Annotated in this window: 16 protein-coding genes; 8 read left to right on the top strand and 8 right to left on the bottom strand. The window is 51.9% G+C overall.

Going from position 1 to position 14,545, the window contains the following annotated elements:
• Window positions 1–119: 119 nt before the first annotated feature.
• Window positions 120–905: a cysteine hydrolase family protein gene (locus CLV58_RS02600; RefSeq protein ID WP_106136219.1), complete on the top strand. Its 786-nt coding sequence runs from the start codon at window positions 120–122 to the stop codon at window positions 903–905.
• Between the two features lie 22 nt (window positions 906–927).
• Window positions 928–1,557, top strand: a complete 630-nt coding sequence (locus tag CLV58_RS02605) for an LON peptidase substrate-binding domain-containing protein (protein ID WP_106136220.1) — start codon at window positions 928–930, stop codon at window positions 1,555–1,557.
• An 81-nt stretch (window positions 1,558–1,638) separates the two neighbouring features.
• Here the strand turns inward: CLV58_RS02605 and CLV58_RS02610 are convergent, their stop codons facing one another.
• Entirely contained in the window at window positions 1,639–2,790 is a 1,152-nt protein-coding gene (locus CLV58_RS02610; RefSeq protein WP_106136450.1) for an AI-2E family transporter, read from the bottom strand.
• A 297-nt stretch (window positions 2,791–3,087) separates the two neighbouring features.
• On the opposite strand from CLV58_RS02610, the gene CLV58_RS02615 reads away from it, so the two are divergent.
• Both CLV58_RS02615 and CLV58_RS02620 read left to right on the top strand, forming a co-directional pair.
• Window positions 3,088–3,795 carry a response regulator transcription factor gene (locus tag CLV58_RS02615; protein ID WP_106136221.1) on the top strand — a complete coding sequence of 236 codons (708 nt, stop codon included), beginning with the start codon at window positions 3,088–3,090 and terminating at the stop codon, window positions 3,793–3,795.
• 121 nt (window positions 3,796–3,916) lie between these two features.
• Window positions 3,917–4,951, top strand: coding sequence for a sensor histidine kinase (locus CLV58_RS02620; RefSeq protein WP_106136222.1), 1,035 nt, complete (start codon window positions 3,917–3,919; stop codon window positions 4,949–4,951).
• 83 nt (window positions 4,952–5,034) lie between these two features.
• Here CLV58_RS02620 and CLV58_RS02625 read toward each other — a convergent pair whose 3' ends face one another.
• On the bottom strand, window positions 5,035–6,294 hold the full coding sequence (locus tag CLV58_RS02625; protein ID WP_106136223.1) for an aspartyl protease family protein: 1,260 nt from the start codon (window positions 6,292–6,294) through the stop codon (window positions 5,035–5,037).
• A 236-nt stretch (window positions 6,295–6,530) separates the two neighbouring features.
• Between CLV58_RS02625 and tpiA the strand changes: the two genes are divergently transcribed.
• Complete coding sequence (gene tpiA / locus CLV58_RS02630) at window positions 6,531–7,295, top strand: triose-phosphate isomerase (protein WP_106136224.1); 765 nt, start codon at window positions 6,531–6,533, stop codon at window positions 7,293–7,295.
• Window positions 7,296–7,383: 88 nt separating this feature from the next.
• Window positions 7,384–7,878 (top strand): cupin domain-containing protein, encoded by a 495-nt coding sequence (locus tag CLV58_RS02635; RefSeq protein WP_106136225.1) that lies wholly within the window; start codon window positions 7,384–7,386, stop codon window positions 7,876–7,878.
• Here CLV58_RS02635 and CLV58_RS02640 read toward each other — a convergent pair.
• The 3 genes from CLV58_RS02640 to CLV58_RS02650 are packed head-to-tail and all read right to left on the bottom strand — an operon-like array spanning window position 7,871 to window position 10,128.
• Window positions 7,871–8,920: a hypothetical protein gene (locus tag CLV58_RS02640; protein ID WP_106136226.1), complete on the bottom strand. Its 1,050-nt coding sequence runs from the start codon at window positions 8,918–8,920 to the stop codon at window positions 7,871–7,873. The two genes, CLV58_RS02635 and CLV58_RS02640, sit on opposite strands and share 8 nt — an antisense overlap.
• Window positions 8,904–9,545, bottom strand: coding sequence for a hypothetical protein (locus CLV58_RS02645; RefSeq protein ID WP_106136227.1), 642 nt, complete (start codon window positions 9,543–9,545; stop codon window positions 8,904–8,906). Before CLV58_RS02645 ends, CLV58_RS02640 begins: the two co-directional genes overlap by 17 nt.
• Window positions 9,546–9,558: 13 nt before the next feature.
• On the bottom strand, window positions 9,559–10,128 hold the full coding sequence (locus tag CLV58_RS02650; RefSeq protein ID WP_106136228.1) for an RNA polymerase sigma factor: 570 nt from the start codon (window positions 10,126–10,128) through the stop codon (window positions 9,559–9,561).
• A gap of 107 nt (window positions 10,129–10,235) precedes the next feature.
• Here CLV58_RS02650 and CLV58_RS02655 point away from each other — a divergent pair, with 107 nt between their 5' ends.
• On the top strand, window positions 10,236–10,676 hold the full coding sequence (locus tag CLV58_RS02655; protein WP_106136229.1) for a hypothetical protein: 441 nt from the start codon (window positions 10,236–10,238) through the stop codon (window positions 10,674–10,676).
• A gap of 108 nt (window positions 10,677–10,784) precedes the next feature.
• On the opposite strand, the gene CLV58_RS02660 is transcribed toward CLV58_RS02655, so the two are convergent.
• The 3 genes from CLV58_RS02660 to CLV58_RS02670 are packed head-to-tail and all read right to left on the bottom strand — an operon-like array spanning window position 10,785 to window position 12,003.
• Complete coding sequence (locus CLV58_RS02660) at window positions 10,785–11,063, bottom strand: HEPN domain-containing protein (RefSeq protein WP_106136230.1); 279 nt, start codon at window positions 11,061–11,063, stop codon at window positions 10,785–10,787.
• The gene (locus tag CLV58_RS02665; RefSeq protein ID WP_106136231.1) at window positions 11,060–11,386 is read right to left on the bottom strand and encodes a nucleotidyltransferase domain-containing protein; all 327 of its coding nucleotides are present in this window, start codon (window positions 11,384–11,386) and stop codon (window positions 11,060–11,062) included. Before CLV58_RS02665 ends, CLV58_RS02660 begins: the two co-directional genes overlap by 4 nt.
• Before the next feature lie 50 nt (window positions 11,387–11,436).
• Window positions 11,437–12,003 carry a Uma2 family endonuclease gene (locus CLV58_RS02670; protein ID WP_106136232.1) on the bottom strand — a complete coding sequence of 189 codons (567 nt, stop codon included), beginning with the start codon at window positions 12,001–12,003 and terminating at the stop codon, window positions 11,437–11,439.
• Between the two features lie 105 nt (window positions 12,004–12,108).
• On the opposite strand from CLV58_RS02670, the gene CLV58_RS02675 reads away from it, so the two are divergent.
• On the top strand, window positions 12,109–14,400 hold the full coding sequence (locus tag CLV58_RS02675) for an ATP-dependent helicase (protein ID WP_106136233.1): 2,292 nt from the start codon (window positions 12,109–12,111) through the stop codon (window positions 14,398–14,400).
• Window positions 14,401–14,545: the final 145 nt, after the last annotated feature.

Here is a 14,545-nt window from a genome sequence, read left to right on the forward strand (position 1 = left end):
GTGTGTGTCGCAGTCTATTGCGTCTCATGTACTAGATGGCACTCAGTCATCTACAGCACAGTATTGCTGACGCATACTGAGACGCGAAGGGTCGCGTCTCTACTAAAAACCATCACTCCATGAGTAACGCCTTGTTGATTATTGATACGCAGTTCGATTTCTGCCATCCCGACGGGGCGCTGTTTGTGCCGGGTGCGGATCAGGATGTACAGCGAATGGCGCACTTGATTGAACAGCATCCGCAACAGATCGACCATATCGTTGTGACGCTGGACACGCATCATGTACTGGATATTGCGCATCCAATGTTCTGGCACGACGCATCGGGTAATCATCCAGCCCCGTTCACGCCCATCAGTGGGGCTGACGTCGACAGTAGGCGGTGGGTACCTCGCTTCGAAGCGGAGAAAGCCCGGCAATATGTACACGCACTGGAAGCCGGCGGGCAGTTTCAACACCTGATCTGGCCCGAGCATTGCCTGCTGGGTTCGCGCGGAGCCGCCCTGCACGATACGCTGTTGACGGCCCTGCGCAGCTGGACACACGCACGAGATCGCGACTATGTTGCCGTACAGAAAGGGTTATATCCACTGACCGAACACTTCGGCATTTTTCAGGCACAGATTCCCGACCCGGCTGTACCCGAAACACAGCTCAACACCGCACTGATTGCTGAGTTGGATCGCTTCGACACGGTATACCTGATGGGTGAAGCCAAGTCGCACTGCGTAGCTAACAGCCTAAAACAACTGCTTGATTTCGCCCCCGAACTGGTCGCGAAGCTGGTTATCGTCACCGACTGTACGTCTGATGTGACGGGACTTGGTTACCTGGCCGATCCGATTTATGCGGAAGCGCGGACTCGTCAGGTGCGGTTTCTGACTTCTGACGCGGTTTTCAGTTGAAAACCCGTACCTTTTCAACGTTATGGAAAAAACGTTAGCCCTGTTCCCGCTTAACCTCGTCATCTACCCCGGCGAAGATCTGAACCTACATATTTTCGAGCCGCGCTACCGGCAATTAATCAACGAGTGTATCGACGAAGAGCGGACCTTCGGCATTCCGGCGTTTATCAATAACAAGCTGCCCGGTTATGGTACGGAGATGCACGTTACGACGCTACACAAGCGCTACCCCGACGGCCGGATGGATATCAAGTCGAAAGGGGTGGGTATTTTCAAACTGGTCAATTTCGAGAACCCGGTAGCGGGTAAATTATATGCGGGAGGTGACGTGGATACGATCGAACCGGGCGACCGGTTTAGCGCCCATACAAAAGCACTGACCGATCGGCTCGACCGGTTATACGACCTGCTACAGATCGAAGTGGACTATAATCCTGACGACGAGAATTTCTCCTACAAAGTGGCGCACAAAGTTGGCCTGTCCATTGACCAGGAGTATGACGTACTACTGCTAGAGTCGGAAGCCGAGCGGCAGCTTTTCCTGATTCAGCACCTCAACAACGTGCTACCCGTAGTGTCGGACATGGAGCGTACCAAGCAGCGTATCCGCATGAATGGCCATTTCAAAAACCTCGACCCACTCAATTTTTAGGCTGATAACGAAAGCCGGGACCTTACGGGTCAGCAACCATTAGCTGACCCGTAAGGCCCCGGTTGTGAAGCTGTTCATCGGTTACGACTTCTCCTGTACGTCGCCAATCTTTTTGGCCCGTTTCGGCAACTGATCGGCTAACTGTTGCAGGTTATGGATCGGCGGGCGAGGCTTTTCTGCTTCCCCAATCAGGAAACCGTACGGCTTAAGCGAGTCGACAGCATCGAAAATTACTTTGATAATCGCTGTCATCGGAAGCGCCAGGATAAGACCGGGTAGGCCCCAGACGTTCTCCCACAACAGCAGGACAATGATAGCCGCTAACGGGTTGATACTAACTTTCGAACCGACGATGTAGGGCGTAATAAAATTACCCTCCAGCATCTGCACGAACAGAAAGACCCCGATTACGGCCAGCGCTTTCAGTGGGTTATCATCAGTAACCAGTGCGTAAGCCGCCGGCAACAGCGATCCCAGCGAAATGCCGAAGTACGGAATCAGCACCAGACAGGCACCGAAGAAGCCGAAAAATACAGCGTAGTCGATTCCCAGAATTAACAGCCCGACTGTCATCAGTGTACCGATGATAACAATGACCAGTACCAGCCCGGCCAGGTAATCTTTCACAACGGTATAAATCCCTTCCATCACGCCGTCGATTTTCGACTTCCGGGTATCCTCGAACGCTTTGTAGAAAAACGACCGAAAAAAGTCCCGGTAGAGCAGGAAAAAGAAGCCAAATAACAAGACGAGAAATACGTCCGTCAGCGTACTCGTCGTAGCCAGTAAGGTCGACGTGACGATAGTCCCCCCCTCGGCCATTGCCTTGTTCAGGTATTTTTCTACTTCAGCCCCCTGCTGCCGCCGGTCGATGTTGAATTTTTCATCGAGCAGCGTCCGAAGGCTGTCGACATATACCGTGCTGCGCTCCACAAATTTGGGTACGACTTCGGCAAAGCTGCGGATTTGCATAGAGATCACGTAGCCGAGTCCCAGTACGATGGCCAGCGCCAGAAGCAAGCAGATGACGATAGCCAAAACGCGGGGTACACCCCAGTTTTCCAGCCGCTGTACGAGTGGAAAAAGCAGTACCGAAAACAGAATCGCAAAGACAAGCGGAATCAGTATGCCTTCGAGTGCATGCAAGCCGTATACGATAATAACTATCGAGATAAGGATGCTGCACAGTTTGGCATAAAAAGGAAGATCAACGTTCTGTGATCGGTTATTCATACAGATAGCGAAAAAATACAACTATGCCTATAAACTGCCTATCTCCGTAAATCGTTACGGTTTTACTTCCAATTTAACCGTTCCACATTTACGGCCTTGATTACCTACGTAGAAATACGGACAGGGCCTGGCGGCAAATTACTGGAAGTCAACCCCTTAAAAAGAAGCGTCTGGTACACAAGTTGTTAAGTTTTTGTTAAGGATACGTTACTGATTCGTGACCTTGTCAATAAGCCGTTTAACTTCGGGGCACCAATCGTCTTTGTTTCGTATTGGTATCCACCAATTCTGCGCTGTATGAGTGCTGGCAAGACTGCCCAACCACTTCATCGTATTCTGGTCGTCGACGACGATGCCGACATCGTCGAGATGCTGGAGTACAATCTGACAAAAGAAGGTTATGACGTACGCACCGCTACCGACGGACGCAAAGCGCTCGACATAGCCCGTACGTATTTTCCCGAGCTGGTTATGCTCGATATCATGATGCCGCATCTCGACGGCATCGAAACGGGTCGGCAACTCCGCGAAATTCCCGAACTACGGCAGACATACATTCTTTATCTGACAGCCCGTTCGGAAGAGTACTCGGAAGTAGCGGCCTTCGACGTGGGTGCCGACGATTACATTACAAAGCCGATCAAGCCCCGGGCGCTCATGAGCCGCATCAACGCGCTGTTCCGTCGGGAAGCCCAAAAAGCCGATCCGGGCGAACAGATTGTGATTGCGGATCTGTTGATTAACCGGAAAAATTACTCCGTCAGTCAGGGCGAAAAATCAGTCATTCTCCCGAAGAAGGAATTTGAACTGCTGTTTTTTCTGGCGCAACACCCCAACAAGGTATTTAGCCGGGAAGAGCTGCTCCAGAAAATATGGGGTGCCGACATTTACGTGCTGGAGCGCACCGTCGACGTTCACATCCGGAAGCTGCGCGAAAAAATCGGCGACACCCATATCCGCACGCTGAAGGGTGTCGGTTATATGTTCACCGATCAAAATGAGTGAATGAACGAATTATTGAATGAGTGAATGACTGCACACCTGCTCAGTAAGCTATTTTTACTGGAGGCTGAATAACCAAATTTCATTCGCTCATTCAGCCATTCACTCATTCGTTCATTCAACAATGTCTCTCAGTCCCCGCGTTATTGCCTTTTTGCTGGCCTGCCTGATTTCGGTCGTGCCGGTTATCTTCCTGACATTCGTTGATGGCGTAACCGACAGTATGCTGTTTGTGGTGGGGCTTTCCAGCTTCGCTATCTCCTTTTTCCTGGTCTTGTATGCGATCGAATTGCTCGTTTACCGGGAGGTCGATAAGATGTACAAAACGATTCGGCAACTGAAAATCCGGGACTTCAGTCTGTCGCGCAAAGCCGTCATTCGCGACGATAATCCGTTCAAAAAACTCAATGCCGAATTCTTCGTCTACGTCACGCGAAAGCAGAAAGAAATCGAGGAATTAAAGCGGCTCGAACAGTTCCGGCGCGAGTTTCTGGCCGATGTATCGCACGAACTAAAAACCCCCATTTTTGCGGCACAGGGCTTTATTCATACGCTGATCGACGGCGCTGTCGACGATGATCGGGTACGTGACAAGTTCCTGTCGAAGGCCGCCAAAAGCCTCGACGGTCTCGATGCGCTGGTGAAAGACCTGGTGGCACTTTCTCAACTGGAAACGGGTGAGATCAAGATGAACTTCGAGCGGGTCGATCTGAAACTAATCACGCAGGAGATTTTCGATCAGCTGGAAGATATAGCCGAAGCCAAGCAAACCACGCTCCGCTTACGGACATCCCTGCCCGCCCCGGCCCTGGTGAAAGCCGACAATCAGCGTATCCGGCAGGTTATGACGAACCTGGTTGAAAATGCCATAAAGTACGGCAACGAAAACGGGCGCGTTCAGGTCAGTCTGGAGGAAGATAAAAAGCACATCATCGTGTCAGTGCGCGACGACGGACCCGGCATTCCACCGGAGCACCTGAGCCGAATTTTCGAGCGGTTTTATCGGGTTGAAAAGAGCCGGTCCAAAGATCGGGGTGGTACCGGTCTGGGCCTTGCCATCGTGAAGCATATCCTGAGTGCGCACAAAGCCAAAATCACCGTCATGAGCAAGGTCGACAAAGGCACCACGTTCCGCTTCAAACTGGATAAGATGGAATAATCGTTTAAGGTTTAAAGTCTAATGTTCAAGGTTGTGCTGCCGGTCAAACCTTATACTTTGAACATTAAACGGTAAACCCTCCTTCAGATCATACGTTTCAGCGCGAAGGCGGCCACGATTAACTGACCACTGCGCCGGATGAGAAAAGACACTTCCCGTCCTTCGCCCTGCTGCAACAGCTTGTAGATATCGCTTATCGTCAGGTCCTTCGCCGAACTCTTGTTGATGAACAGTACCTCGTCGCCCTCGTGCAGACCGGCCTGTTGAGCGGGCGACCCTTCAGCAACGTGATCGACATAATAACTCCGGAAGTGGTCGCCTTTCGCCCGTAGTTCGAGACCGCTCATATCGTGCTCAAACTGCTCCCGCATCATCCGGCGCACCGGCTTCATGACAATGTATTGGTCGCGGTAGTTGAAGGTGACATTGAAGCGACGCAATAGCTCACAGCCCACATTGCCCTGTCGCTGTGGCATATCGATCAGTTTAGCCCGGTACGATATGCTGTCAGGAAACGACGCCAGGATATTGGCCAATTCATAACTGCCGAACCGTACCTTGCCGATACGGCCCATGCTCCCGTTGATGACGCCATTCAGCCCCCGACCCAGCTGCGCCCGAATTACTTTTTCGGGCAGTTGCATCACCGGAGCACTACGGCTTTGATCGAGCAGAAGGGCGTGACCGGCCCCGGTATCCAGTACCACCCGCAGCGGGGTCGACTTTTCGCCGTCGAAAACGGTCAGCGCGTCAGTATACACCTTCGTGTCCTGAACGATAATCGGCACCTGCTCACCGCGTCTCTTGCGGTACCGGTACTTGTCCGGTTTCATTAGCGTGAGTTCCCGACGCTGAAAATCGATGTTGACCACAAAGTGCTCGAACACTTCGTAGCCAAAGATGCCGTGTATGGGCGTACCTACGTATTCGGATAGCTTGAGAATGTCTTCGTCGAGTATAACGACATTGTGGTGATTGGCCTGTAGCCCACCCATATTCAGGGTATTGTCGATTGCGATGTTCGCCATCAGACTCGTCCCCTCCCCGGCTCCGCTCAGCTTGATCCGGCGTGTCATTTTCGTCTTGCCATGCGGCAGTACAGTCGGATCGGTGATGATTGTATGGCTGACGCCCGTGTCGAGAATAAAGTTGAGCGTGTCCGAGTTATTGATGCGTACCGGAACGACGATCAGATTTGAGTGCAGTTGAAACGGGATTCGGGTCCATTTACGATTCTGCGTCAGGAAGAATCCGTAGCGGTCGCGGTCGGGCATGCGCGGGTCACCTGCGCGTGTAGCCAGTCCGCAGCAAAGCAGTCCGATGACAAGTCCCAGCGTTTTCATGTAAATGTTGTTTCGTATTCGAATGTACTTATTTTTTATCCGAAAAACACAACAAAAACAGACTTGTTCTCTAATTTATCGGTAGAAATACGTAGGTAGATTGACAGGCCACAAAATTATGGTCGCCCGCAGCGGGCCGGTTCGCCCGAAAAGCCCTAATTTGGGCCGAAATTGCCTGTTTGCCATTGGCTGCAGGACTTGTATGTACTTGTTGATGAATAAATTAACCCCTGCGTATGCGTAAGAAAATTGTTGCCGGCAACTGGAAAATGAACAAGACGCTCGATGAGGCAAAAGCGCTCTTATCGGAGGTAATTCATATGGTGCAGGACGAAGTAACCAGCGATGTTACCGTCGTATTGTGCCCACCGTCGCTTTACCTGACCACCGCCCGGCAATACATCCCGACCGAAGGCCGGATCAAGCTAGGTGCGCAGAACTGCCACGAGAAAAAAGAAGGTGCTTACACAGGCGAAGCGTCGGCGCACATGCTGGCGTCGGTTGGTGCCGAGTACGTCATTCTGGGTCACAGCGAACGGCGTGAGTACTTTGGCGAAACCAATGCTACCCTGGCCGACAAAGTAAACATCGTGCTGGAAAACGGGCTGACACCCATCTTCTGCTGCGGAGAGTCGCGCGAACTGCGTGAGAACGGCGATTACGTCGGCTACGTGAAGGGGCAAATTACCGATAGCCTGTTTCACCTGTCGGCAGAAGAATTCGGCAAAGTGGTCATTGCCTACGAACCAATCTGGGCGATCGGCACGGGGCTAACGGCTTCGTCAGGACAGGCGCAGGATATGCATTTCGAGCTGCGTCAGCACATTGCCGAGAAGTACGGCGATGAGGTCGCGCAGGACACGACGATTCTGTACGGTGGTAGCGCCAACGCAGCCAACGCGGCCGAACTCTTCTCACGGCCCGACGTCGACGGTGGCCTGATCGGTGGTGCGTCGCTCAAGTCACGCGACTTCACGACAGTAGTAAAAGCAATTCAGTAATCGACTGATTGAGTGATGGAATGATTGAATGGGTCTGTAAATCGGGTCATTCAATCATTCCGTCACTCAATCAGTCAACCAATCAATCATGACCGCTCAGGAGTACGTTCAGGCGCTGAACATGCAGACTCATCCGGAAGGAGGGTATTTCGTAGAAATGTACCGATCAACGGAGACGCTGCCAGCCGATGCGCTTCCGGAACGGTTCGGCGGCTCACGAACAATGAGCACCGCCATCTACTTTTTGCTCGAAAGCCACCACATATCGGCCCTGCACCGCATTCAGTCCGATGAAGTATGGCACTTCTACGACGGTGGCCCGCTCGATGTCTTCGTCATTGACCTCACTGGCGAACTACGCATTATTCGGCTGGGTCGCGATATGGCGGCAGGAGAAGTATTTCAGGCCGTCGTTCCGGCGGGTTGCTGGTTCGGTTCCAAACCAGCACCGGGATCGGCGTTTTCACTAGTCGGCTGTACCGTTGCGCCCGGCTTCGATTTCGCCGATTTTGAACTAGCCGACCAATCAATGCTAATCACTGAATTTCCTGAACACGAAGCCGTTATCCGGCGGCTTACTTGAAACTTACGTTTCCGAATTTAGAGATAACGCGCACCTTCGTTCCCGTTCCGGCACCGACCTTTCCTACGTACTGTTTGATCAGTTTCGGGCCACGGCTGTTGTTATCATCGGGTTGTAGCGAAAAATGAAGCGCGGGGCTGGACGTGTAATTAAAGTTACCGTAGCTGACCGTCACATTGAAATCGTAGTCACCACTGCTGGCCATCGGTAAGGCTACCGACGAATACGACGATTCGATGTTGACATTATCGGCCGTTTTAGGCAATTGATCGATTCGGAAGCCGCCCGAGAAACTAAGCCTGATCTTACCGGATTCACGCAGTGTCCCGATCTGAGCGCCCGAGTAGTCAATATCGGCGTTCAGTTTGCCCACATCACCAATCCGCATCTTGCCAAACTTGTTCACGACCGTCAGGATGTTGGCTTTATCAAGTTCGAGGTCAGCATAGGCGACATCCAGTTTTGCCTGGTCGACAACGCGTATGGCGGCCTTACCGTAGGCGATGTTTAAATCCGTGTCGTTATTCGTCAGATCGTCGGCGGTGAACGTCCCGTAGCGGCTATGCACGGTCAGGGGAGCGTGGAACGTTGGGATATTGGTATTACCGAACTTGTTACGAACGCTGAGCGCATTTCGGCGCGGCATCATCACATTGTAGTTGATTTTGACGTAGTTCCTGTCCCCGCTTTTCCGCCATCCGTTAAAATTCCAGTTCGACAGGGAGTTTTGCCCGAAGCTAGTACGAACGCTAATCTGGTTACCGGCCCGCTTGTCTTCGATTTCAACCGCGTCCAGAAAAGACTGCGCTTTCGCGTCGGTACTTGCCCCGGCTACTACAGAGATCTCTACCCGAATTTCGGACTTATCCCACAATCCGACCGATACCTGCCCGAACTGATTATCGACCGTCAGCATGTCGCTGGCCGATACGTCGTATGATTTGATGATGGTTTTTCGGCGCTCTACCATGTCTGCCAGCGGGTCTTCCGCCCGCGATAACAGCGGTATCAGCAGAACCAGCACGCTATACAGGATTTTCATGGGTTTGGTGGTTGATGCGCTGAATGACCCGCAACTGCTCATTCAACAGGTTGATTTGAATCTGTAGGTTTTGAATCATCGCCTGAATCAACATTTCCTGGTTTGGGTTCTTCGGCAAATCGGCTTTCAGCGATTTGTAAGACCGTTCCAGTCGGTTCAGGTCGGTGGCAAACTCCTCGTACAAGGCCGGATTACTTTCCGTCATCTGGCGCAGTTCCGTCCGCTTGGCGTTAATAAGCCGAGTGTATTGAGCCACTTCACTGGCATACGTTGGGCCAGCCGCTACGGCGACTTCCGGATGGCTGGTAACACCGTATCCGTTATTCAGAAAAAACGCCCCCCCTACCAGCAACAATACCGCTACGACCGCAGCCGCCTGCCAGCTCGTCAGCCAGTTTCCCCAGGTACGGGTATTCCGGTGAATCTGCGTAAAGGGCGCAGCCGGATTCGGAGCTACCGGCTCCGGGTTGACGGGGGCAGTCGGCGTAGACGCTATTGGCCCGTTCGTATCCGTCGGTCCGCCGAGTCCCGTTTCGATCCGCTGCCAGAAATCGCTGGGTGGCTCTCGGTCGTCAAAGGCTTCGCGGTTGTCGCGTACGAAGCGTTCTAAATTATCTTTCTTCATCTGTTTTTGTTGTTTACGCCAGCAAGGCCAGCAATCGTTTTTTCCCCCGCAAATACTGCGTCCGGGAGGTTGTTTCACTGATATTCAGCACTGCCCCGATCTCCTCATGATCATACCCCTCAAACAGATACAGCGATAACACAACCCGGTACCCTTCCGGCAGCTGCTGCATGGCCTGCCGTACCCGGTCAACTTCGAACTGAACGCCACTCTCATCGTACGGTTCAGTATCGGCCCAATCCGTACCATCGTCATCGCCGATCCGCTGCGAATCCAGATCAACCAGTTGTAGCCGCCGTGACCGCAAATGATTGATCGCCCGATTTACCACGATTTGCTTGAGCCAGGCCCCAAACGTGCTTTGCCCCCGAAACGACTGGATATGCGAGAACGCATCGATAAACGCTTCCTGTAACACATCCTCGGCTTCAGCATCGTGATTGACAATGCGCAGACAAACATTATACATGGCCTTTGCATACTGTTTATACAGCTCATACTGCGCCTGCCGCTCGCCTGCCTGGCAGCGTCTGACCAGCTCAGTATGGCGGTCCGGGTATGGCCTTGTCTCGGGTAAGTTCAGCGGGAAGGTCGGTTAAACGTGTTTCAGAGGAAAGACAGAACGGCCAGTAAAACGTTGCACCGGCCTTGCAAAAAAAGTTTGTAAATTGGTCAAAATGAATCCGCACTATGTACGAATCACCCTACCGCTCACCGTTTGTTCTCCACGACGATGGACCGAATGCACCATTAGAACATCAGCGTACCATTAGTAGGCTAACCGTAGAATTGGGTGTTCTTTTCTACCATAAACAAGCCATTCGATTGGAGCCACTGCCGGAGACGCCGTTAAGCGAAGGTCCCGGTCACTCGGTACCGGATGTGTTGCTATTCGACAATCAGGCTGAAAAGACGCGCATCATCATAGAAGTTAGTAACAACCGTGGCTTCGATGCAGACCTCCGCAAAATCATTCGACTGATCGAAGAGGACGACTACGGTATTCTGGAAGGCTTCGTCTACAACTATAAAACCCGCGCTTGGCTACGTTACCGCAAGGGTGACAGCGGGGCTGCGACGGAATCCTCGTATTCTGAGCTGATGGGCGTCGATATGGGTGGGATGGTATAGAGATTATGCTTGCAAGTACATTTTGACTCGCTCAACAAAAGCCGATGCGTTAGTAATCGCTTCACTCGTTTCGGCTTCCGACAACGTATAGCTGATCTCGTAATCGCCTTATTGTCTCTTTTGATAAATAGTAGATAACATTCGGCCGTAAGCAACCTCGATTATCCCTTCTTTTACAAAGCGACGACCAAATTGCGTTATAAGCCCTTTATGGCTGCTTACACGCTCATCAACAGATAACAGACAGGCTTCAGCTGCGTAGTACATCGCATAGTAGGCTCGCGATACTGCTGATTCGAAACTTCGCCTTTCGAAAAGCAAGTAATGTGCGTCTTCAAGCGCCTGATCTGCCCGATCTATCAAGGCGCGAATCAATTCATCATTCATAATTGTCGCCCCTCCTGCTTCACCGTTTTGTACAACGGATTGGCAACCCGATCAAACCGTTGTTTAGTGACTGGCACTACCGTGACTAATTTGTCATATGTTAGACTCATCCGGTACGTGATCTCACCCATAGCCCCTATCTCGGTAAAGGGGGATATCGCATTGTCATTCAGCACAACCAGCAAATCAACGTCTGACTGCTCAGTGGCCTCTCCACGCGCATAAGAGCCAAACAGATAAATACTGTCCAAGCGATCTCTATACAGTTGCTGAATTTCGTGCTTGATCGTACTGAGCAGTAGTTGAATAGACGTACGGTCCATAGGGTCAATTTGACTCGCTGTTTTTATGAGTAGCTAAATGGCATGTGCACCTATGCGAACAAGTCCGAGACGGTGAACTGAAAATCGGGCAACAGCGGTGAAGCCGAAACAAGCGCATCACCTTTGTACGCTTTCGATTCGTCGGCCGATGTATACACTACTATTTTTTGGCTGACAGGGAGTATGTACCAGACCAATACAGCGCCAGCGTCGAAGTAATCCTGCACTTTTTCCGTCACATCCTGAAACGATTCTGATTCCGACAGTATTTCGATAGCGAACTGCGTACGCTGGCGGATTCCTTCGCCCGTTTCCAAAATCTGTGCAAGGGTGAAGTAAGCCAGGTCGGGGCGTCGTTTACGGGTATCATCGATGTACGAATCCATTTCTGGTGTTAATTCATCACCTTGCTCGTAAGCATACGTCGTTACAAACAACCGGGTCAAAAATTTCAGAATGAGGTATTCAGCCTGTTTCATTTCCTTCTTTTCAATAATTCGCCCCCGGACAAACTCGTAGCTCCCTTCGTGAGCATACTGCCGTTGCCACTGCTCAAACTCATCGACAGTGCGCAGATTTGTGGGCAGTACGGGGGCTGGTGTGGCTAGTTCAATCATGGCTATTTCTGACGTTGGCTCCTACCCAAAGATACCTTTTTTCGATCGGCCCCGAGCAAATTTTTCCTTAGTTTTACTTGTTATAGCTGGATAGAAGCGACTCGAATGGTTGATTATATTTCTGGATTGAATGACCCCCAGCGGGAAGCCGTTATGCACGGTGACGGACCGCTGATGATTATAGCCGGTGCCGGTTCGGGTAAGACGCGTGTGCTGACCTTTCGTATCGCCCACCTGATCGAAACCGGCATTGACCCGTTCCGTATTCTGGCCCTGACGTTTACCAACAAAGCGGCTGGGGAGATGCGGCACCGGATTGAAAAAGTCGTCGGTACGGAAGCGCGTAACATCTGGATGGGTACGTTCCACTCTGTTTTCGCCAAGATTCTGCGGATCGAAGCCAAGGCCATAGGCTATACCAGCAACTTCTCGATTTACGATACCGACGATTCCAAATCGTTGCTGCGCAGCATCGTCAAAGAGATGGGCCTCGACGACAAGGTATATCGCGTCAACAGCGTGTTCGGGCGCATTTCGGGAGCAAAAAATCGGCTCATCGGTCCCGACGATTACATCAACAACGCCGTAATTCAGGCCGACGATGAATCGGCCCGGATGCCGCACATCGGCCGTATCTACAAGCAGTACGCCACCCGATGCTTCGCGGCTAATGCCATGGACTTCGACGATTTACTGTACAACACCAACGTACTGTTCCGCGATCACCTCGATATTCTGAACAAGTACCAGCACAAATTTCAGCACGTGATGGTCGATGAGTTTCAGGATACTAACGTGTCGCAGTACCTGATTACGCGTAAGCTGGCAGCCGTTCATCAGAACATTTGTGTCGTCGGCGACGATGCGCAGAGTATCTACGCGTTCCGGGGGGCCAACATCGAGAACATCCTGAACTTCCAGCGCGACTACGGGAAAGACGCCGTCAAGATTGTGAAGCTGGAGCAGAACTACCGCTCTACCGACACGATCGTACAGGCTGCTAACTCGATCATTGCCCGCAATAAGAATCAGCTTGAGAAGCGCGTCTTCACCGCCAACGAAGCGGGACCGCCCATTGAAGTCATCAAAGCGTCGTCGGACAATGAAGAAGGTCGACTGGTGGCCAACTCCATTTTCGAGACGAAGATGAACGAGTCGCTGACCAACAACGACTTCGCGATTCTGTACCGTACCAACGCACAGTCGCGGGCATTCGAGGAAGCCCTGCGCAAGATGAGCATCAAGTACCGTATTATCGGCGGTCTGTCGTTCTACCAGCGAAAAGAAATTAAAGACCTGATTGCGTACCTGCGCTTTACGGTCAATCAGCAGGACGAAGAAGCGTTCAAGCGCATCATTAACCTGCCCAAACGAGGTATCGGCGACACGACGATTGCCAAACTCAGCGTGATTGCGGCTGAAAATCAGGATTCCGTGTGGGGTATCGTCTCTGACATCGGCAAGTTCGTAGCCGGTCGGTCGGCGATTGCTATCGAAGGGTTTGCCGATCTGATTAAGAGTTTTATGCTGCTGATCGATCAGAAGGACGCCTATGAAGTGGCTTCGCATATCGCCAAAGCATCGGGCCTGCTCAAGGAATTATACGACGACAAAACCGTCGAGGGGCTGGCCCGTTACGAGAACGTTCAGGAATTGCTGAACGCCATCAAGGAGTTTGTCGACAGCCCCGACAACGACGACAAGAGCCTGAGCGCCTTTCTACAATCGGTATCGTTGCTGACAACCGCCGACGAGAAGGAGGAGGACGGCGACAACGACAAGGTAACGCTGATGACCATTCACGCAGCGAAGGGACTCGAATTCAAGAACGTGCACATCGTCGGACTGGAAGAAGATCTGTTCCCTAGTCAGATGATGCTGGAGAGCCGCAACGATCTGGAAGAAGAACGGCGGTTGTTCTACGTAGCCATCACTCGTGCCGAAAAACGCCTGACCGTTTCCTATGCCGAGACGCGCTATCATTTCGGCCGACTGAAGATGTGCGAGCCCAGCCGGTTCCTGATGGAAGTCGACCAGAAATACCTGAAACTGTCGAAAATGCGGTCGGCACCGAGCCGGATGGATTTTGACCGCCCCGAGCGCGATCGCAGCGAAAGCACGTCGACAGGTTCGATGTCGTTTGTTCGGTCATTGGCGCAGAAAACGGCACAGCGGCAAGCCCCCCAGCCAACCGTTACCCATACCCCGTCGGCCGATTTTGCCCCGACCAGTACGGCTGATCTGGCAGCCGGGCAACGGGTAGAACATGCCAAGTTCGGCTTCGGTACCGTCAAAACGGTCGATGTCAACGGAACGGAACGGAAAGCCACGATTCAATTTGAAAAGGCGGGCGAGAAAGTGCTGCTGCTCAGCTTCGCCAAACTGCGTGTCGTCTGAACTGGGATTCGTTTGATTTATTGATTGCCGTACCGATCAATAGTAATTAACGTACACTCAAACTTAGTAGTCATCCGTACTGGTTCGTTCGTCCTGGTACGGATGACTCGCTGAGCTAATTAGTTGGCACTACGATTGATTTTGT

The organism is Spirosoma oryzae (assembly GCF_003002825.1).
GTDB lineage: Bacteria > Bacteroidota > Bacteroidia > Cytophagales > Spirosomataceae > Spirosoma > Spirosoma oryzae.

Bases quoted from the DNA above. Each gene is read 5' to 3' on its own strand.
- CLV58_RS02665 (WP_106136231.1), bottom strand. From the start codon at position 11,386: ATGGACCGTACGTCTATTCAACTACTGCTCAGTACGATCAAGCACGAA.
- CLV58_RS02640 (WP_106136226.1), bottom strand. From the start codon at position 8,920: ATGAAAATCCTGTATAGCGTGCTGGTTCTGCTGATACCGCTGTTATCG.
- CLV58_RS02660 (WP_106136230.1), bottom strand. From the start codon at position 11,063: ATGAATGATGAATTGATTCGCGCCTTGATAGATCGGGCAGATCAGGCG.
- CLV58_RS02670 (WP_106136232.1), bottom strand. From the start codon at position 12,003: ATGATTGAACTAGCCACACCAGCCCCCGTACTGCCCACAAATCTGCGC.
- CLV58_RS02610 (WP_106136450.1), bottom strand. From the start codon at position 2,790: ATGAATAACCGATCACAGAACGTTGATCTTCCTTTTTATGCCAAACTG.
- tpiA (WP_106136224.1), top strand. From the start codon at position 6,531: ATGCGTAAGAAAATTGTTGCCGGCAACTGGAAAATGAACAAGACGCTC.
- CLV58_RS02625 (WP_106136223.1), bottom strand. From the start codon at position 6,294: ATGAAAACGCTGGGACTTGTCATCGGACTGCTTTGCTGCGGACTGGCT.
- CLV58_RS02635 (WP_106136225.1), top strand. From the start codon at position 7,384: ATGACCGCTCAGGAGTACGTTCAGGCGCTGAACATGCAGACTCATCCG.
- CLV58_RS02620 (WP_106136222.1), top strand. From the start codon at position 3,917: ATGTCTCTCAGTCCCCGCGTTATTGCCTTTTTGCTGGCCTGCCTGATT.
- CLV58_RS02645 (WP_106136227.1), bottom strand. From the start codon at position 9,545: ATGAAGAAAGATAATTTAGAACGCTTCGTACGCGACAACCGCGAAGCC.
- CLV58_RS02655 (WP_106136229.1), top strand. From the start codon at position 10,236: ATGTACGAATCACCCTACCGCTCACCGTTTGTTCTCCACGACGATGGA.
- CLV58_RS02600 (WP_106136219.1), top strand. From the start codon at position 120: ATGAGTAACGCCTTGTTGATTATTGATACGCAGTTCGATTTCTGCCAT.
- CLV58_RS02675 (WP_106136233.1), top strand. From the start codon at position 12,109: ATGGTTGATTATATTTCTGGATTGAATGACCCCCAGCGGGAAGCCGTT.
- CLV58_RS02605 (WP_106136220.1), top strand. From the start codon at position 928: ATGGAAAAAACGTTAGCCCTGTTCCCGCTTAACCTCGTCATCTACCCC.
- CLV58_RS02615 (WP_106136221.1), top strand. From the start codon at position 3,088: ATGAGTGCTGGCAAGACTGCCCAACCACTTCATCGTATTCTGGTCGTC.